Consider the following 17,052-nt stretch of genomic DNA (forward strand, 5'->3'; position numbering starts at 1 on the left):
AAATTATGAAAAAACTAACATTTCAATATATATATAGTATAGGTATAGTAGCGGTTATAATCTTTGCTTCCTCCTGTACGAAAAATTTTGAGAGTCTCAATACGCATCCTACAAATCCGACGGAACAGGATCTGACGAATTCAGAAAAACTGGGAACGTTATTTCCTTCACTTATTGCCACCATGCACTATGCGCAGGAAAATAAGAGTCAGCATATAGAGCAGATGGTCGGAGGTCAGTACGGAGGGTACTTTGCCACGACAAATAACTGGCAGGGAACAAATTTCGGAACCTTTAATCCGGCACTGGATTGGGTTGAAGTCCCGTTTAAAGACATTATGGTTGACTTCAATTCCAACTATATCAAGATTAAAAAAGTAACAGAAAGTAAAGGCTATATCTATGCCTGGGCAAGTATCATCCGTGTGGCAGCCATGTTGCGTGTAGTAGATATGTATGGCCCTATCCCCTATTCCAAAATCGGAGAATCCAACGATGATAATGTGGCTTTTGACGATGTAAAAACTATTTATCATCTGATGTTTGATGAGTTGAACAGCAGCATCACTACGTTAAACAATTTTGTTCAGGAGACGAATAATTCGAAGGATAATCCTATGGCCACTTACGATGTCATTTACAGGGGAGATTTCTCAAAATGGATCAGATTTGCCAATTCCTTAAAAATGCGCATGGCTATGCGGATATCTTCTGTGGATACAGATTACGCAAAAGGTATGTTCCTGCAGGCTATGCAAGCCGGAGCTATAGAAGCAAATGCGGATAATGCCTGGATTCCGACAGATGATAATCCCTATTTCAAAGCATCTGCAAACTGGGGTGATCTCGCCATCAATGCCGTATTATCTTCCTATATGAATGGTTTTGAAGATCCCAGAAGGCCAAAATATATGACAACAATATCCAATGGTCAATACAGAGGCGTCAGAACAGGTATCCAGAATATCAATAAGACAACCTATAGCAATGCTTCTAATTTCTCAAAGCCTGCCTTTGCTGCAAATACACCTATTTTAGTTTTTTGTGCGTCGGAGATTGCTTTTCTGAAATCTGAAGCGGCACTCAAAGGATGGATCGCTGGCGGAGATGCGCAGGCTAAAAGTTTTTATGAGAGCGGCATCCAGACTTCTATGAGCCAGCATGCTGTCGTAATTGGCACTTATCTGGCAGGCAAAACTGTGCCTCAGGCCTATACAAATCCTTTTCTGAGTGCTTCCAACATTTCTGTTCCTAATCGTATCACTGTAAACTGGGATGATGTCACAGGTACACAGAATTCCAAACTGGAAAAAATTATTACGCAAAAGTGGCTGGCTAATTTTCCATATGGTATGGAAGCCTGGGCAGATCACAGACGCACCGGATTTCCACAGTTTTTCCCGGCAGTAAACAACCTCAGCTCCAGCAGTTTTATAGGCAACGTTGTTAATACATCCGGACGTCTGGCAAGACGTCTGCCTTATCCACAGGCACAATACAGAAGCAACGGGGCAAATGTTACGCAGGCCATATCGCTGTTAGGCGGCGATGATGTAGCTTCTACAGATTTATGGTGGGCAAAGAAAAACTAAACTCTATTCTTTATGAACAACATTATGAAAAATATACACATTATACTGATAACGACACTATATGTCCTGACCTTCCAATCCTGTAAAGAATGGACGGAGGTCGAATCAATTAATAATAATTCAACAGATCTGAATGCGACAGTCAAGACGGACGAATATTATGCTGCGCTTCGGGAATGGAAAAAAACTCCAGGATTGCCGCAAACTTTTGTCTGGTTTGATAACTGGACAGGTGTAGCACCTACAGGAGAAAATAGTCTGCGGGGATTACCAGACTCCATTACAATTGCATCCAACTGGGGAGGACATCCCAAGTTTGATCTGAGTCCGGAGCGAAAAGCTGACATGGAGTATGTACAAAAAGTGAAAGGTACAAAAGTAGTTGTTACTCTGTTTTCTGCAAAAATTGGTGATGATATGCCTGCTGAGGAGGTGTACAATATCGGCAACAGTTCGGATGAAGCAGTTGTAAGACCTGCCATACGAAAATATGGTGAAGCTATTTATGATGCCGTAATAAGAGCGGGGTATGATGGATTTGACTGGGATTATGAACCTCAGGGCGGAGGTATAGGGGGAAGTTATCTGTGGACTAACCGGGTACAGCGACGTATTTTTGTAGAAGAACTCGGATATTGGTTTGGACCAGGATCTCAGCGCACTGAACGTGATGGCAGAAAACCTGCTAAACCCGGACTGCTACTTATAATTGATGGAGAAGTAGGCATAAGAGGAAGAATGGATAAAGACTGGGAATCTCAATATTTTGATTATTATGTATTGCAGGCATATGGATCGACTACTGCAGCGAATCAGACATCCAGAGTAAAAGGGGTGATCGACGATATGAGTGCACATATAGCTGCCGGAAGAATAACTGCGGATGAAGTAGTGAGAAGGACACTTCTTACTGAAAATTTTGAGTCCTACGCCAATACCGGAGGAGGTTTTCTGTCGATGTCTCAATTTATATATACAGCTGACGGTCTTAATCAACAAATTGGTGGCTGTGGTTTATACCGTTCAGGTTTTGATTATATGCCAAAAGGTAAGGGAGATTATGACGGATCTCCGGAGTATTACTTCCTGAGACAGGGTATTACCAATCTGTACAGGGTATTCAATGAGCGAAAAGCCGCAAAATAAAATCTAACCTAAATACATAAAAATGAAAACCTTAAAATATATCATATTAAGCTTTAGCTGTCTGATTCTGTCCTGTAAAAATGCAGAATATCAGATTATAGATAACAGTATCTATATCAGCAGTGCTGCTAACAGTTCCGAAAAAGCAGAGACTATTACCATGAATAATGGTGCAGATATTAACATACTTGTGCGTCTTGCAAAAAAAGTTGCTGAAGATGTCGAAGTAGAATTAAAACTTACTCCTTCTATGTTAGACAATTACAACAAAGAGACCAGCTCTGAATATTTGCCTGTGCCTAACTTTTCCTTACCGGCAAATGCAAAAGTGGTAATTCCTGCGGGAGAAATAAGTGCTATTTACACTATACGGGTGGAAGACTTTGAAACAAATGGCAACAGATATGCATTGGGAGTGGAATTAGGAAATGTATTGAAAGGCAATATTGCAAACTCTAATTCACAATCGCGCTTTATATACCTGCTGGCGAAACCATTACGCGTATCTGTACCCGAAATGTCCGGAGGAGCCACTCAGGTCAATGCATTGCCGGCAGACAAATGGAACATCAGTACCAGCCAGTGGAGTCTGGAATGCTGGACTAAAATGTCTGCCTACAGCATTAATAACCAGGCCATATTCAATACCGGAAGTAGTGATCATGAGATTTACATCCGATTCGGAGACGCCAACAGACCATACAATTATCTGCAGATCAAAACACTGGGCGGACAGATTCAGACCGCATCAAATCTGGAAGCGAATAAATGGTACCACTGGGCATTTGTATACGATGGCAACACCTTGACTATATACCGTGATGGCGAGCTTGATGTCAAGTTTCAGCCCCCCGCACCTAATGGCGGAAGTGTAAGATTTGATGCCTTACAAATGATTGCGAGTGGCAGTACCTACTTCAGGGACAGATGCCAGATGGGTCAGGTCCGGTTATGGAAAAAAGCGATTACGCAGACTCAGATCAAAAACAACATGTATTTTGCTATTAATGCCAAAAATCCGGACTTAATTGGTTATTGGCCTATGGATGAAGGAACGGGTAATACTTTTAAAGACATTACAGGAAACGGTCATGATGCTGTGGCAGGAGCAGGAATACTAAGAAGCTGGATATCGAATGTAGATTTTAAAAATTAAATACTGTTTTGGATTCATGAGTAGTATATAGTATCAAAATGCAGAGAATCTACTAAAAGATTCACCTGCATTCTGATAATCCGGGCGCTTTTAATAAAGCGCCCTTTTATTTTCAGGGATAATTCCATAAAAAAATCTCTGTCAGTTTGACTGACAGAGATTTATATTATACGTTTAAAAGTGATTAAACCGGATATTAATCCTGATTTAAACCGTTGTTTCCTCTTCTACGGGAGCAAACTGATCGAACAGATCATTGAAAGCTTCATAATCTTCATCTCCGTTAGGTTCGAAGATCTGAATATCTCTGCTCTTTGCAAAATCAATAATCTCTTGCGAAACACCCTGATCAGCGATAACCGCTACATCTGTAAAAGCCAACGCACCTTTGTAGACATCCACATAGCTTCCGCTACCGTAATTTGCAGCATCTTCGGCTGTCATACTTCCTTCCGGAGCTATTTCCGCATACTTTGCATGCAAAGAAGAACTTCCAAAATCATCTTCATTGTATAAAGAATACATGACTTTAGCACCTTTGAATGCCGGATCATCTTTGTAAGTTGTTTTCAGATACGCCGGAACCAGTGCGGAGAACCATCCGTGGCAATGTACCACATCAGGAGACCATCCTAATTTTTTAACCGTTTCCAAAACCCCTTTACAGAAGAAGACAGAGCGTTCATTATTATCATCGAAAAATTCTCCGCTTTCATTTTTGAAAACCTTTTTACGCTGAAAATAATCTTCGTTGTCCAAAAAGTACACCTGCATTCGTGCTGCAGGCAAGGATGCCACCTTGATAATCAATGGATTGTCGTTATTATCCACCACAATATTCATTCCTGACAATCGAATCACTTCATGAAGACGATTTCTACGCTCATTGATATTACCAAAGCGAGGCATTAGGATTCTGATTTCAAAACCCTTTTCTTGCATTGCTTGAGGTAGTTGGCGTGTAATTTCAGAAATTTTACTTAATTCGAGGAAAGGCGACATCTCGTGGGTTACAAACAATATCTTCGTTTTAGCCATCTCCAGTTATTTAGTTATTTTTAATAGAACAGTAAAATCGGTCTACAAAGATACAGATAATTTATGACTTTCGCAATTCACTACAGATCATCGCTTTAGAATCACAAAATAATTCCCCATTTTTGCCCCTCAAAAAAGTTTTAAAAAAGTGAAGATATTTAAAACCAAAAAAGAGCTGCAGGACTATTTGTCTGCTGTTCGCGAGGCTAAACAAAAAATAGCACTTATACCGACAATGGGCGCACTTCATGCAGGACATATTTCCTTGATCGAATACGCCAAACCCATTTCAGATATACGGATATGCAGCATCTTTGTCAATCCGACTCAATTTAACGATCCGAAAGATCTGGAGAAATACCCCCGCCCTATTGAACATGATATCCAGATGCTGGAGTCTGTAAACTGTGACATCTTATTTATGCCTTCTACAGAAGAGATGTACGGTACAAATGAAGAGTGGCATATTGATCTGGGTGACTTAGACAGCATATGGGAAGGAGAACACCGTCCCGGACACTTTCAGGGGGTGACACAGATTGTGTATAAGCTTTTTACACTGGTACAGCCAGATATTGCCTGCTTTGGCCAGAAGGATTTTCAGCAAGTCATGGTCATCAATAAGATGATAAAGGATAAAAATCTTCCTATAGAACTCGCTATCTGTCCGATTGTAAGAGATAAAGACGGTCTGGCCTTGAGTTCCAGAAATGCACGGCTCTCAGATGCAGGTAAGAAAACTGCGCTGGCACTCTCAAAAGCACTACGTCATGTACGTGATCAATTCACACAGACGTCCCCTGATCAGCTAAAGCAAGAAGCTGTTACACTTCTTGAACAGACACCAGGGGTAAAAGTAGAGTATTTTGCTATATGTGAGACTACGACTCTGCATGAAGCCCATACGATAGAAGCGGATAAAAAATACGTAGCTCTGGTAACAGCATGGGTAGAAGGAGTGCGACTTATCGATAATATGATTTTGAATTAATTGTCATAAAAATAACCCCGTACCTGTTTTTTTTATTTAAAAATCTAACTTTGCATTATGATAATTGAGGTAATGAAATCCAAAATTCATCGCGTACGTGTGACTCAGGCCGAATTAAACTATGTCGGTAGTATCACGATAGATGAAGACTTAATGGATGCGGCAAATATTATTGCCAACGAGAAAGTACAGATCGTTAACAACAATAACGGAGCAAGACTGGAAACATATGTCATTCCCGGTCAAAGAGGTTCCGGAACAATCTGTCTGAATGGAGCAGCAGCACGATTGGTGCAGGTAGGAGATATCGTCATTATCATCTCATACGCTCAAATGGAAATGGAAGAAGCCAAAAAACATATTCCTACCCTGGTATTCCCGGATGATAATAATAAATTGATAAAATAATAACGTAACCCATTCTGTTACATTAAAAACTTTTTATATTTTTGCAACGTTATTGCATTTGCAATAACGTTTTTTATGTTATAACTTTATCACCGTGCATTTTACCTGTTCATATCGTCGTATAATCGCCTCCCTGCTAGCTGTATGGATGTGCATGATTATCATCAGCGGTGTGATTTTCATGCACAAAGAAGTCACCTCCACAGGCGAGATCGTTACACACATCCACCCTTACGACTTCACGAAAAAAAAATCCAAACAAAAGCAACACGAATCTGACGATGAAATCCAGTTTTTAAATGTAGTCTATCAAGGCACATTTATCGATTCGGAGATGATCGTATTTACCTCTGCGATTCTGTGCAGTGTGACGATCGGCGGATATAAACCTCTGATCGTAAATGAAGTTTCGACTGTCACAGACCATAATTTTCTGCGAGGCCCTCCTTATCTGGTGTAATCCTTTTTACTTCCTATTTTAATTTATTTTTCCCGCATCAAATGCAGGAAAAAGCTTTGATGCAGATGTTTCTTTATTGCAAACATTACGCATTGATGCTATTACACCATTTAACATTATTGATCTATATGTATTTACGTTACATTACTGCTTGTATATTACTATTAGCCTCCATTGATATTACTTATGCCCAAAAGGCACTGAAAGGAGTTATTCAGGATGCACAGGGTGCACCTGTTTCTCATGCGACCATCCAGATAGACAAATCCAAACACGGTACAGCATCTGACGATAACGGACAGTTTACACTACCAAATCCTCCGAACCAGGCCTTTACTCTTCAGATCAGGGCAGTTGGATACCAGCCACTTAAAAAGAACATTCTTCCCTCTTCCACAGACTCTGTGCTCATTCTGACCTTACAGGAAGATCATCTGAATCTGAATGAAGTGGTGGTGAGCGCCTCCCGTTATGGCATGAACAGAAAAGAAGCTCCGGTGATTGTCAGTGTATTGAGTCCAAAACTCTTTAACGCCACGCAGTCCGTAGCGATGTCTGAAACCCTGAATTATCAACCGGGCGTACGTGTGGAAAACAACTGCCAAAACTGTGGTTTTTCTCAGGTCAGACTAAATGGTATGGAAGGTGCCTATTCGCAAATTCTTATTAACAGCCGTGCAGTATTCAGTGCATTAAACAGTGTCTACGGACTGGATCAGATTCCGACCAGTATGATAGACCGTATTGAAGTAGTGAGAAGTGGCGGATCGGCCTTATTCGGATCCAATGCGATTGCCGGAACTATCAATATCATCACTAAAGATCCTGTGGAAAATGACTGGCAGATTAAAAGTATAAACTCCCTTATTGATGGCAAAAAATGGGACAATACCATAGATTTTAATACCTCATTTGTAGATAATGAACTGATGTCGGGAGTAACTTTTTACGGAATGAACCGCAACAGACAGGCTTTTGATGCCAATGGGGACGGTTTCTCGGAAATGACCAAACTCAGAAATACCACATTTGGTGCAAAAGCTTTTCTGAAACCTTCTGAATTCAACAAAATAACCCTGGATTTCAGCACACTACATGAATTCCGCAGAGGAGGAGATCAGCTTGACATCGCTCCTCACTTTACTGATATCACAGAACAGCTGCAGACAAATTCTTTTATCGGAGGTCTTACCTATGACCATTATTCAAAAGATTTTAAACGTAAATGGTCGGCCTATTTTTCAGCCCAAAAAAGCAACCGGGATAGTTTCTATGGCGGACTGGGAGGCAACAGGACTGCTGCAGACAGTCTCATTGCAGCCAATGCTTACGGAAAAACAACAGATCTTTCAATGGTCGGTGGTACGCAATATGTGCATAATTTTGAACGGGATGTCTTCACTGTGGGTGCCGAGTATCAAAGTAATGAAACCAAAGATGATATTCCCGGCTACAACAGGCGTATCGATCAGAAAACACAAAATATAGGTTCTTATGTTCAGTACGAATGGAAACCTACTGACCGTTTCAAAACATTGGCTGGTGTCCGGTACGATTACAGTATCGTAGACGGAACTTATCAGCTCAAAAATATTAACCGCAAATCTGATGTAAGCTTTGGTACATTCAGCCCCAGACTTACTATATTATATGATCTGATGGACAATCTTCAATTCAGAGGAGGCTATGCACGTGGATTCCGCGCTCCTCAGGCTTTTAATGAAGATATGCACGTGACTTCTATTGGCGGACAACAGGTATTTGTATTGCTATCGGAAAATCTCAAAAATGAATACTCCAATGCTTATACCGCTTCCCTGAATTATTCACCGGTTCTGGGTAGCGTTCAGGCGAATCTACTGGTGGAGGGTTTCTATACAGATTTACAAAATCCCTTTACCAATGTGCTTTCCAGTGAGACAGATGGTGTACTGATCGAAGAGATGATCAATGGTGAAGGAGCGAAAGTATATGGCAGCAATATTGAAATTAACGTTGCTCCTTCCCCTTTTCTGACCATCCAGACAGGTGGTACCATTCAACGATCACGCTACAAGAAGTCTCAGCTTTTATTTCAGAATGACCAATCTGAAATCTACATCACTGATTTTGTGCGTGCTCCGAGAGTATACGGCTACCTCAATACCAATATTAAAGCTTCAAAAGCATTTGCTGTCGACCTGACCGGAGTGTATACCGGAAAAATGGATATTCCACATCTGATAGACGGAGAATATATGATCATGACCAAGAGCCCGGACTTTATGGAAATTAATCTCAGACTAGGCTATACCTTCACCTTGAAAAAAGATCTGAATCTGGAATTGAGTGGTGGTGTACAAAATATATTTAATGCTTATCAAAAAGATTTTGATCGCGGAGCGCTACGGGATTCTGAATATATTTATGGTCCTTCAAGACCCCGTACCTTTACCATAGGTGTCAAAATAGGCCATTTTCATTAAGCCTGTAAATTTCAAAACTACCCTTACAAAGAAAATGAAAGCATTGCTCTTAAATATCTTATTTCTTCCCTGTTTGGTCAGCGTGCATGCGCAGACCAAACAGGAAATTAACTGGCTTACTTTTGAGCAGCTTTCTGATTCTTTAGATGCCCAACCTAAAGAAACTTTGTTATTTTTCTACACGGACTGGTGCTCTTATTGTCATAAAATGATGAAAGAAGGATTTCAGGATCCTGATATTGTCCGTTACATTAATACACATTACTATGCTGTCAGATTTGACGCAGAAAGCATTAGCTCTGTAACCTTCGACGGTCAATTGCTTAAAAATGCTTCTAAACATAAAGCTCCCGGACATTTTCATGAGGTGGCTTTACTCTTCAATTCTCCCCGTAAAAAACTCATCTTCCCCCAGCTGATTCTGTTAAAAAATGATTTTTCCATTAAAAAAAACACAAACAAATACCTAAGCAGCAAAGAGTTATTAAAATATGTTAAATAATTTTAACATTTAATGTAGCAATAATTCGGTATCTTACGTCTAATTAATCGATAAGGCTTCGACTGACTTATTATACTTAAAAAAATGACTGCGAAAAGTTTAGGAAAATTACTGATTATGGGACTGGCTACAATAAGCCTGTTTGCGTCCTGTATCAAAGATGATGATGTCTTTAATGACTACGAACAATACCAAAAAGAATCCGTTGATATCCAGAGTTACATAAGAACCAATTTCCCTACCGCTAAGAAAGATACAACCGGAATCTGGTTTGAACTTATTGAAGAAGGAGAAGGAGAGAACTTCCAGTATAAGACGGAAACAGTGTCGGATCCGAATACAGGTCAATCTGTTGTACGGGCACTTGCACCGACTGTTACCGTGAAGTTTACCGGAAAACTATTGACCGGATCTGTCGTTCAGAATAATCAGACAGAGACAGGTATTGCCGTTTCTCTCGCACAACAGCCAGCATCATGGCAATTGGCGTTCCTCCCTTATGAAATAAGCGGTGTGACTACGCAGATCAGAGGATTAACCCGCAACGGACTCAAAACCGGAAGTATTATCCGGTTTGTAACACCATCTTATTATGCCTATGGCAATATGACTGTAGGTCAGGTTCCGGCCAATTCGCCACTGGACTACACTATAGAAGTTATAAAAATGGAATATAAAGACAGTAAATAAGTAGAACACACATTTAGTACAACATATACACAACACAACACAAACAATGAAAAATGTATTTAGAATTATCGCTATTGGATTAGTGGGAACCTTTATTTTTGCGTCTTGTAACAAGAGTGATGATACAGATTGGAACAAATTAATTGAAGAGCAGAGAATCAAAGATTCTATTGAGAATGCAAGAATTAAAGGAATAATTGCAAATCAGGCTCCTCAGTTAAAATCATATGCTGAAACAAATTTCACAAATGCTAAATTAGATACAGCAACAGGAATCTGGTATCAAGTCATTACAGAAGGAGAAGCAAGTTCTTATACGTATAGATTTAATTCTATGGGGAATGGAATTGTAGCGCCTGAGGTAACTGTTAAATTTAAAGAGAAATTGATCAATGGTACTGTAACAGATCAGACTGAAACTGATAAAACGACTACATATCTGTTATCTAATCGTCCGTACGCTTGGCATACAGCATTCTTACCAAAAACACTTTCCTACAACAATCAGGATGTAAAAATCGGAGGATTAACAGCTAATGGATTAAAGAAAAATTCTCAAATCCGCTTTATCTCCCCTTCACCTTGGGTGTATGATACTAAAGAAGTGAAAGATAAAGATGGTAATGTAAAAATTGCCGCAAACTCTCCGATTGTATATGAAATAGAAGTCGTAGATATCAAATAAGCTCATCCATGAAAAGAATAGGATACGGTATACTATTAATGGTAATTTCCATTATCGGATTTACTTCCTGTATGGATGACGGTGATTTCTTTGATCCTAAAAAACGTTTTGAAGAGGAAAAACCTATTATCAAAGCATATGTGACTGAAAAGTTTCCGGAAGCTGTGTATGACAGTGTAACCGGCATCTGGTATAAGGTACTGGAAAGCGGAACCGCAGGAAGTTACACGTATAAAGTCAAAGACACCGCAAATTCAAAACTTATACAGGCAAATGTGAAGGTGAAATATTCCGCACGTCTTACAAACGGTGTAGAGATCGATAAATCTGTAGCTGATACAGGTACGAATATGCTCGTAGGAGCCAATCTGAATACAGGTGCCAAGTCCGTTATCAATGCCTGGTTATATGCTTTCTTTCCTAAAAAAATAGGAGAATATAACCTGAATGGTCTTACTGTAAACGGATTGCAAAAGGGTGCTAAAATTCGTCTTGTAACACCGTCCTTATGGGCTTACGGACATCAGACTGTCGGAAAAGTCCCTGAAGATGCTCCGCTTGATTTTACAATAGAACTATTGGATATAAAAGATTAAGATCTTTTATCCGCTTTGAAATAAACAAGGAAGCCACATTAAAATGTGGCTTCCTTGTTTTATTTACTCCCCTTGTACTTCGACTCATCCAGAATCAATTGAGCATCCTTTATAGCAAACAGTTTTTTGAGGTCTGATTCGGGATGTTTGTTCATATATTTACGGACAATTTGCCATCCGATGTAGCTTCCGAGTTTTGGTGCAGATTCATTATTTTCACCTAACTCAGGGGTAAAAGGCGCTTCCGCAAAATATTTCTGAATACGCAGATAATCTGTATTATACAACAGTTCTTCCTGTATAAACCAGGCCCAGATTTCTTTTTCATAAGCCTCTGCCCATTTCATCTGTTGTGCACTATACCCGATTTTGAGGCTGTCTGCGACATCCGGCATTACCTGATCCATTGCATACAGAATTTTGCCCTGATAGATCATATGCTGCAATGTATTTACATCGCCCTCCTGTTGCGGATACAGTTCTTCCCGAATAAAACTCTCTGTCACGCGCGGAACAATATTTTCAGGAGTAAACCTTTTCGAAATATAGAGTGGAATAGTTGATACCAGAGCCGGATAGAACTCAGAGTTACTTCCCAGAAACATATCCAGACCTATCCCGATGTAATCTTCACCGATGGGTGTCTGTACTTCAAATCCGGAATAGAAAGAGATAAAGCGTGGCGTATGTAATTCAGGAAAGAAGTATTTCATTCTTTTAAAAGCCTCCGTCAATCCTTCTTCCTGTTTTTTCAGGTCCGGAAATACTTTTGCAACGGAAGTGCTCAGTGCTTTAAAATCAGGTTGACGGGAAATCGTTCGCAAATTGCGCTGCACAGATAAAGAATCCGCAGGGTTTCCGGCATGCAACATCAACTGAATATAATCTGTGTAAAACTGACCGTATTTTTTCTGCCATATGGCATTTTGCTGCAATACCTGAGTAGAATCCAGCTGACTAAAATCCTGATCAAACCGTTCAATTTTAATATTTATGTCAATTTTAGACGTATCAATATCATTACCGGCCCGTTCTTTACAGGAAAGAAAAGTAAGTATGAAAAAAAAGAGATAGATTTGTGTAGAATGAGGGAATTTCAGCATTATTCTCTAATTTTTAGTTTTTTTCAAAATAAAGCATAAATAATTACAAAACCGACTCCGTATTGAATATGACACTTACATTCCGTTACTTACTGATCAGTTTATTCGTTCTATGTAGCTCCGGAGCATTTGCTCAGGGGTATGGAGATAGAAATATCTCATTAGGTCTTACTGTAAATCCAAATATGGGCCTGTTCCGGTTTGATGAAGACAGCAATGTAGACGGAAAATCCAAAGCCGGATTTTCCTATGGACTTATTGCCGACATCGGCTTCGCCCACAATTACTATTTTTCAACCGGTTTGCAGATTAATACCATCAAAGGCAGGTTGGAATACCCGCAAAATTCTTCTTTCCCAAACAAGGACGTCCGTTTACAATATGCAGAGATTCCTCTGACTTTGAAGATGAAGACTTCTGATATAAACAGTCGTCGGTTTTACGGGCAGTTTGGTTTTACAACTGGTATAAAAGTCTCCAGTAAAGAGTCTCTTGATGGCACAGACAAGTCTACCGGAGTGGATGGTTCCAGCTTACTGAGACTGGGTTTACTGATCGGAGGAGGTTTGGAATGGAGGTTTGATAATAATCTTTCCATTATTACCGGTCTGTCTTATAACAATGGCTTTACTAAAGCTTTTAATGAGGGAAAACCAAAAGCTTCATATTTAGGTTTAAATCTCGGTTTACTTTTTTAGATCTTTCAATTTTATGAAAATAGCGTTAGCTCAACTGAATTATCACATCGGGAATTTCGAAAAAAACAATTCTGCGATTATACATACGATTACCCAGGCAAAAGAACAACAGGCAGATCTGATTATTTTTGCGGAGCTGGCTATCGGAGGATATCCGGCCAAGGATTTACTCCGCAATGCCGTATTTATCCAAAACTGTGCTGATGCAATCGACCTGATCGCTGCACATTGTCATGATATTGCCTGCATTATTGGTGCGCCGGTACGCAATACGGACCCTGAGGGAAAATCACTTTATAACGGTGCTGTATTTATAGCAGATGGTAAAGTATCACATATCAGTAAAAAGGGTTTATTGCCAGACTACGATGTATTTGATGAATATCGCTATTTTGAACCTTCCCGTCATTTTAACTGCTTCCAATTTAAGGGAGAAACTATAGCCCTTACGGTATGCGAAGACCTCTGGGATGATGACAGTTCTAATTCTTACGTCGGTGATCCTATGGAAGAATTGCTCCGTGAAAACCCCACCCTGATCGTGAATATAGCTGCATCTCCGTTTTCGTATACACACTTTGAAAATAGGTTAACGGTATTGCGCAAGCAGGTAGCACGGGCTAATTGCCCGTTACTCTATGTCAATCAGGTCGGAGCTCATATGGATATTATCTTTGACGGACGCTCGCTGGCACTGAATAAGAGTGGTGAGATTGTACAGGAACTTGGAAAGTTTGAAGAAGATTTGCAGGTTGTAACATTAGAAAAAGGCGATTTAATATCTGCAAACAGCTCAATAACAAGCGAGCATGCTGAGATTGCGTTGATCCATGAAGCACTGATCCTTGGATTGCGTGATTACTTTCAGAAATCCGGATTTAAAAAAGCAACCCTGGGTCTTTCGGGCGGGCTGGATTCTGCAGTTGTAGCTGCTCTGGCGTGCGAAGCTATCGGAGCAGAAAACGTTCTGGCTATATTGATGCCATCCGTTTACTCTTCAGATCATTCGCTCAAAGATGCTTTGGATCTTGTGAAAAACACGGGTTGTAAACATCATATTATTCCGATCAAGGATGTCGCTCAGGCCTTTGAAGGTACGCTTAGTATAGCTTTTGAAGGATTACAGCCGGATACAACAGAAGAAAATATACAGGCCCGTACCAGAGGAACTCTCTTGATGGCCATCTCAAACAAACTGGGCCATATTGTACTCAACACATCCAATAAGAGTGAAGCAGCCGTTGGCTATGGAACATTATACGGAGATATGGCAGGCTCTATCAGTGTAATCGGGGATGTCTACAAGACTCAGGCTTACGATCTGGCAAAATATATCAATAGAGAACGGGAGATTATTCCACAGCATACTATTGTCAAACCACCATCAGCAGAATTGCGTCCTGATCAGAAAGATTCGGATTCATTACCACCCTATGATATACTGGATGCTGTTTTATATCAGCTGATCGAACTGGAAAAATCAGGCTCAGAAGTAGTGAAAACAGGGTTTGATGAGGCATTGGTTCTTCGGATAAGCAAACTGGTTAACAATGCTGAATTCAAAAGATTTCAGGCACCTCCTATTTTAAGAGTGAGTCCGAAAGCATTCGGAAGCGGAAGATCTATGCCTCTTGTCGCAAAATATTCTTTTTAATCGTTTATAATTAAACCTTTTAAGACTAAGATTGTCTTACAGATACTTGAGTGTTATTATTATGAAAAAGCTATTATATTTCCTCGCTTTAGGATTCATTATTGTGTTTGCATCCTGTTCTTCGTATAAGTACAATACGACGCGAGTACAAGACTTAGATTTCAGTCAATACAAAACTTACGGATGGTTACCTCCGATCGATTCTCTTTCAAAAAACTACTATAATAATGATATTGCGAAGAGCAATATTATGAGTACGGCAAATAAAGAGATCGAAGCAAGAGGCCTTACCTACAGCAAAGAAAATCCGGACATTTTGTTTCGTTATGTCACTATCGTCAACAATAAAAGCCGTCTGGTATACGGAAGCTCTTATTGGGGAATGGGCTGGGGATGGGGCTGGGGTGGTCCCTGGGGATTCTACAGACCATGGGGATTATATGGTGGATATTCTTATCCTGTCGGAAAAGAACGTTACCGTTACAGCCACCTGATTATCGAAGCGATAGACAGAAAAACAAATACTGTGGTGTGGCAGGCGAGAGGTTCTAATGAAATCGATAATCCGGAAACAGCAATCAATAAACTTCCAAAAGTTGTATCAGGTATTATGAAACAATATCCTCTTCAACTTAAAAAATAAGGTCTATATAAAGTATTGACTGAAAGAGGGGTGATTATCAATGATAATCACCCCTCTTTTTTTATTTATTCAAGGCTACGCAGCCCATGATAAAAGGCCCGTTGGCTTTAGCATCATTATCCCGGATACGCTCATTAATATAGTAAGAATAACTACCATCCCGATAAGGATTTCCGCCCAAACCGGCCACGGCACAGCATTTGGTCAATGTAAGATTACCATTGGGCTCTGTAACGATTAATTGTTCCATTAAGCCTTTATAGGCCTTTTCAGCAATTCCTTTATAACGCAAATTGATATATCCTTTATTGACTCCTTTAGCATAAGCATACATCAACATAGCGGAGACTGACGATTCCTGATAATTTCCCTCCTGCTTACTCTTGTCAATGATCTGAGACCAAAGTCCCTGCGTATCCTGATATTTTATCAGCGTGGCGGACAATTGATCTGTTATTTTCAATAATTCCGCTCTTTTAGGATGATCAGCTGGCACATAATCCAATACATCTACCAATGCCATAAACCACCAGCCTATGCTTCTGCCCCAGAAACTTGGCGACTGACCTGTTTCTTTATTTGCCCATCGTTGCTGTTTGCTCTCATCCCAACCATGATAGTACAATCCTGTAGCCGGATCATAGGTATGTTTTGCACAGATCAGGAATTGGTTAATGGCATCATCGATCAGTTCAGGTCTGTTAAATTCCTTTCCATACTGCGCTAAAAAAGGGGAAGCCATGTACAAACCGTCTAACCAGATCTGATGCTGGTAAGTCAGCTTGTGCCAGAATGCTCCTTCTAATGTGCGGGGATGTACTTCCAGCTGATGAATCAACCGGTCCATAGCTAACTTGTATTTCTCTTTATGTGTTTGTTTATAGAGTTCAAAAAGGATTTTTCCCGGATTGATGTAGTCCAGATTATAGGTTTCGACTTTATACAAGTGAATCTCTCCTTTTTCATTGATAATCGTATCCGCCCATTTTTCTACATAATCGAGATACTTTTTATCCTTAGTCGCATTCCATACCTCTAACATCGCCAGACAGGCAAGCCCCTGACCATATCCAAAGTAAAGGCGTTTGCCATGATCCAGCTGCCAGGCCTGGGGAAATCTTTTTATCTCTGAATCCGCAAATTTCTGATACGTTTTCTGTGCCGAAACAAAAGAACCTGTCAGCAATAATACGATCAGCAAATACATTCCTATTCTACTCATAAG

At 40.1% G+C, this 17,052-nt stretch carries 17 protein-coding genes; 14 read left to right on the plus strand and 3 right to left on the minus strand.

What is annotated here, in order from left to right:
* Positions 1-5: 5 nt before the first annotated feature.
* The 3 genes from I6J02_RS04615 to I6J02_RS04625 are packed head-to-tail and all read left to right on the plus strand — an operon-like array spanning position 6 to position 3,894.
* Positions 6-1,592, plus strand: coding sequence for a SusD/RagB family nutrient-binding outer membrane lipoprotein (locus I6J02_RS04615; RefSeq protein ID WP_201680652.1), 1,587 nt, complete (start codon positions 6-8; stop codon positions 1,590-1,592).
* 24 nt (positions 1,593-1,616) lie between these two features.
* Entirely contained in the window at positions 1,617-2,738 is a 1,122-nt protein-coding gene (locus tag I6J02_RS04620) for a glycoside hydrolase family 18 (protein WP_236582289.1), read from the plus strand.
* Between the two features lie 22 nt (positions 2,739-2,760).
* Positions 2,761-3,894: a DUF1735 and LamG domain-containing protein gene (locus I6J02_RS04625; RefSeq protein WP_236582290.1), complete on the plus strand. Its 1,134-nt coding sequence runs from the start codon at positions 2,761-2,763 to the stop codon at positions 3,892-3,894.
* A 207-nt stretch (positions 3,895-4,101) separates the two neighbouring features.
* Here I6J02_RS04625 and I6J02_RS04630 read toward each other — a convergent pair whose 3' ends face one another.
* Complete coding sequence (locus tag I6J02_RS04630) at positions 4,102-4,932, minus strand: glycogen/starch synthase (protein ID WP_003000679.1); 831 nt, start codon at positions 4,930-4,932, stop codon at positions 4,102-4,104.
* Between the two features lie 148 nt (positions 4,933-5,080).
* On the opposite strand from I6J02_RS04630, the gene panC reads away from it, so the two are divergent.
* The 8 genes from panC (at position 5,081) to I6J02_RS04670 (ending at position 11,729) form a co-directional block, all read left to right on the plus strand.
* Positions 5,081-5,923 (plus strand): pantoate--beta-alanine ligase, encoded by an 843-nt coding sequence (gene panC, locus I6J02_RS04635; protein ID WP_201680654.1) that lies wholly within the window; start codon positions 5,081-5,083, stop codon positions 5,921-5,923.
* Between the two features lie 57 nt (positions 5,924-5,980).
* On the plus strand, positions 5,981-6,331 hold the full coding sequence (gene panD / locus I6J02_RS04640) for an aspartate 1-decarboxylase (RefSeq protein ID WP_201680655.1): 351 nt from the start codon (positions 5,981-5,983) through the stop codon (positions 6,329-6,331).
* A gap of 154 nt (positions 6,332-6,485) precedes the next feature.
* Complete coding sequence (locus I6J02_RS04645; RefSeq protein ID WP_201680656.1) at positions 6,486-6,791, plus strand: hypothetical protein; 306 nt, start codon at positions 6,486-6,488, stop codon at positions 6,789-6,791.
* A 128-nt stretch (positions 6,792-6,919) separates the two neighbouring features.
* Complete coding sequence (locus tag I6J02_RS04650) at positions 6,920-9,256, plus strand: TonB-dependent receptor (RefSeq protein ID WP_201681651.1); 2,337 nt, start codon at positions 6,920-6,922, stop codon at positions 9,254-9,256.
* A gap of 34 nt (positions 9,257-9,290) precedes the next feature.
* Positions 9,291-9,758 carry a thioredoxin family protein gene (locus tag I6J02_RS04655; protein ID WP_201680657.1) on the plus strand — a complete coding sequence of 156 codons (468 nt, stop codon included), beginning with the start codon at positions 9,291-9,293 and terminating at the stop codon, positions 9,756-9,758.
* 84 nt (positions 9,759-9,842) lie between these two features.
* Positions 9,843-10,448, plus strand: a complete 606-nt coding sequence (locus tag I6J02_RS04660; RefSeq protein ID WP_201680658.1) for an FKBP-type peptidyl-prolyl cis-trans isomerase — start codon at positions 9,843-9,845, stop codon at positions 10,446-10,448.
* Positions 10,449-10,494: 46 nt separating this feature from the next.
* Complete coding sequence (locus tag I6J02_RS04665) at positions 10,495-11,133, plus strand: FKBP-type peptidyl-prolyl cis-trans isomerase (protein ID WP_003011357.1); 639 nt, start codon at positions 10,495-10,497, stop codon at positions 11,131-11,133.
* Positions 11,134-11,141: 8 nt separating this feature from the next.
* Positions 11,142-11,729, plus strand: coding sequence for an FKBP-type peptidyl-prolyl cis-trans isomerase (locus I6J02_RS04670; RefSeq protein ID WP_236582291.1), 588 nt, complete (start codon positions 11,142-11,144; stop codon positions 11,727-11,729).
* A gap of 59 nt (positions 11,730-11,788) precedes the next feature.
* Here the strand turns inward: I6J02_RS04670 and gldB are convergent, their stop codons facing one another.
* A complete protein-coding gene (gene gldB, locus I6J02_RS04675; RefSeq protein WP_201680659.1) occupies positions 11,789-12,832 on the minus strand; it encodes a gliding motility lipoprotein GldB in 1,044 nt (347 codons plus the stop codon).
* A 68-nt stretch (positions 12,833-12,900) separates the two neighbouring features.
* Between gldB and I6J02_RS04680 the strand changes: the two genes are divergently transcribed.
* The 3 genes from I6J02_RS04680 to I6J02_RS04690 all read left to right on the plus strand — a co-directional run bounded on the left by I6J02_RS04680 (position 12,901) and on the right by I6J02_RS04690 (position 15,827).
* A complete protein-coding gene (locus I6J02_RS04680; protein WP_201680660.1) occupies positions 12,901-13,530 on the plus strand; it encodes a porin family protein in 630 nt (209 codons plus the stop codon).
* A 13-nt stretch (positions 13,531-13,543) separates the two neighbouring features.
* A complete protein-coding gene (locus I6J02_RS04685) occupies positions 13,544-15,184 on the plus strand; it encodes an NAD+ synthase (RefSeq protein WP_201680661.1) in 1,641 nt (546 codons plus the stop codon).
* A 61-nt stretch (positions 15,185-15,245) separates the two neighbouring features.
* Positions 15,246-15,827: a DUF4136 domain-containing protein gene (locus I6J02_RS04690; RefSeq protein WP_003000704.1), complete on the plus strand. Its 582-nt coding sequence runs from the start codon at positions 15,246-15,248 to the stop codon at positions 15,825-15,827.
* Between the two features lie 61 nt (positions 15,828-15,888).
* Here I6J02_RS04690 and I6J02_RS04695 read toward each other — a convergent pair whose 3' ends face one another.
* The gene (locus I6J02_RS04695; protein ID WP_201680662.1) at positions 15,889-17,049 is read right to left on the minus strand and encodes a glycoside hydrolase family 105 protein; all 1,161 of its coding nucleotides are present in this window, start codon (positions 17,047-17,049) and stop codon (positions 15,889-15,891) included.
* Positions 17,050-17,052: the final 3 nt, after the last annotated feature.

The sequence above is a fragment of the Sphingobacterium spiritivorum genome (genome assembly GCF_016725325.1).
GTDB lineage: Bacteria > Bacteroidota > Bacteroidia > Sphingobacteriales > Sphingobacteriaceae > Sphingobacterium.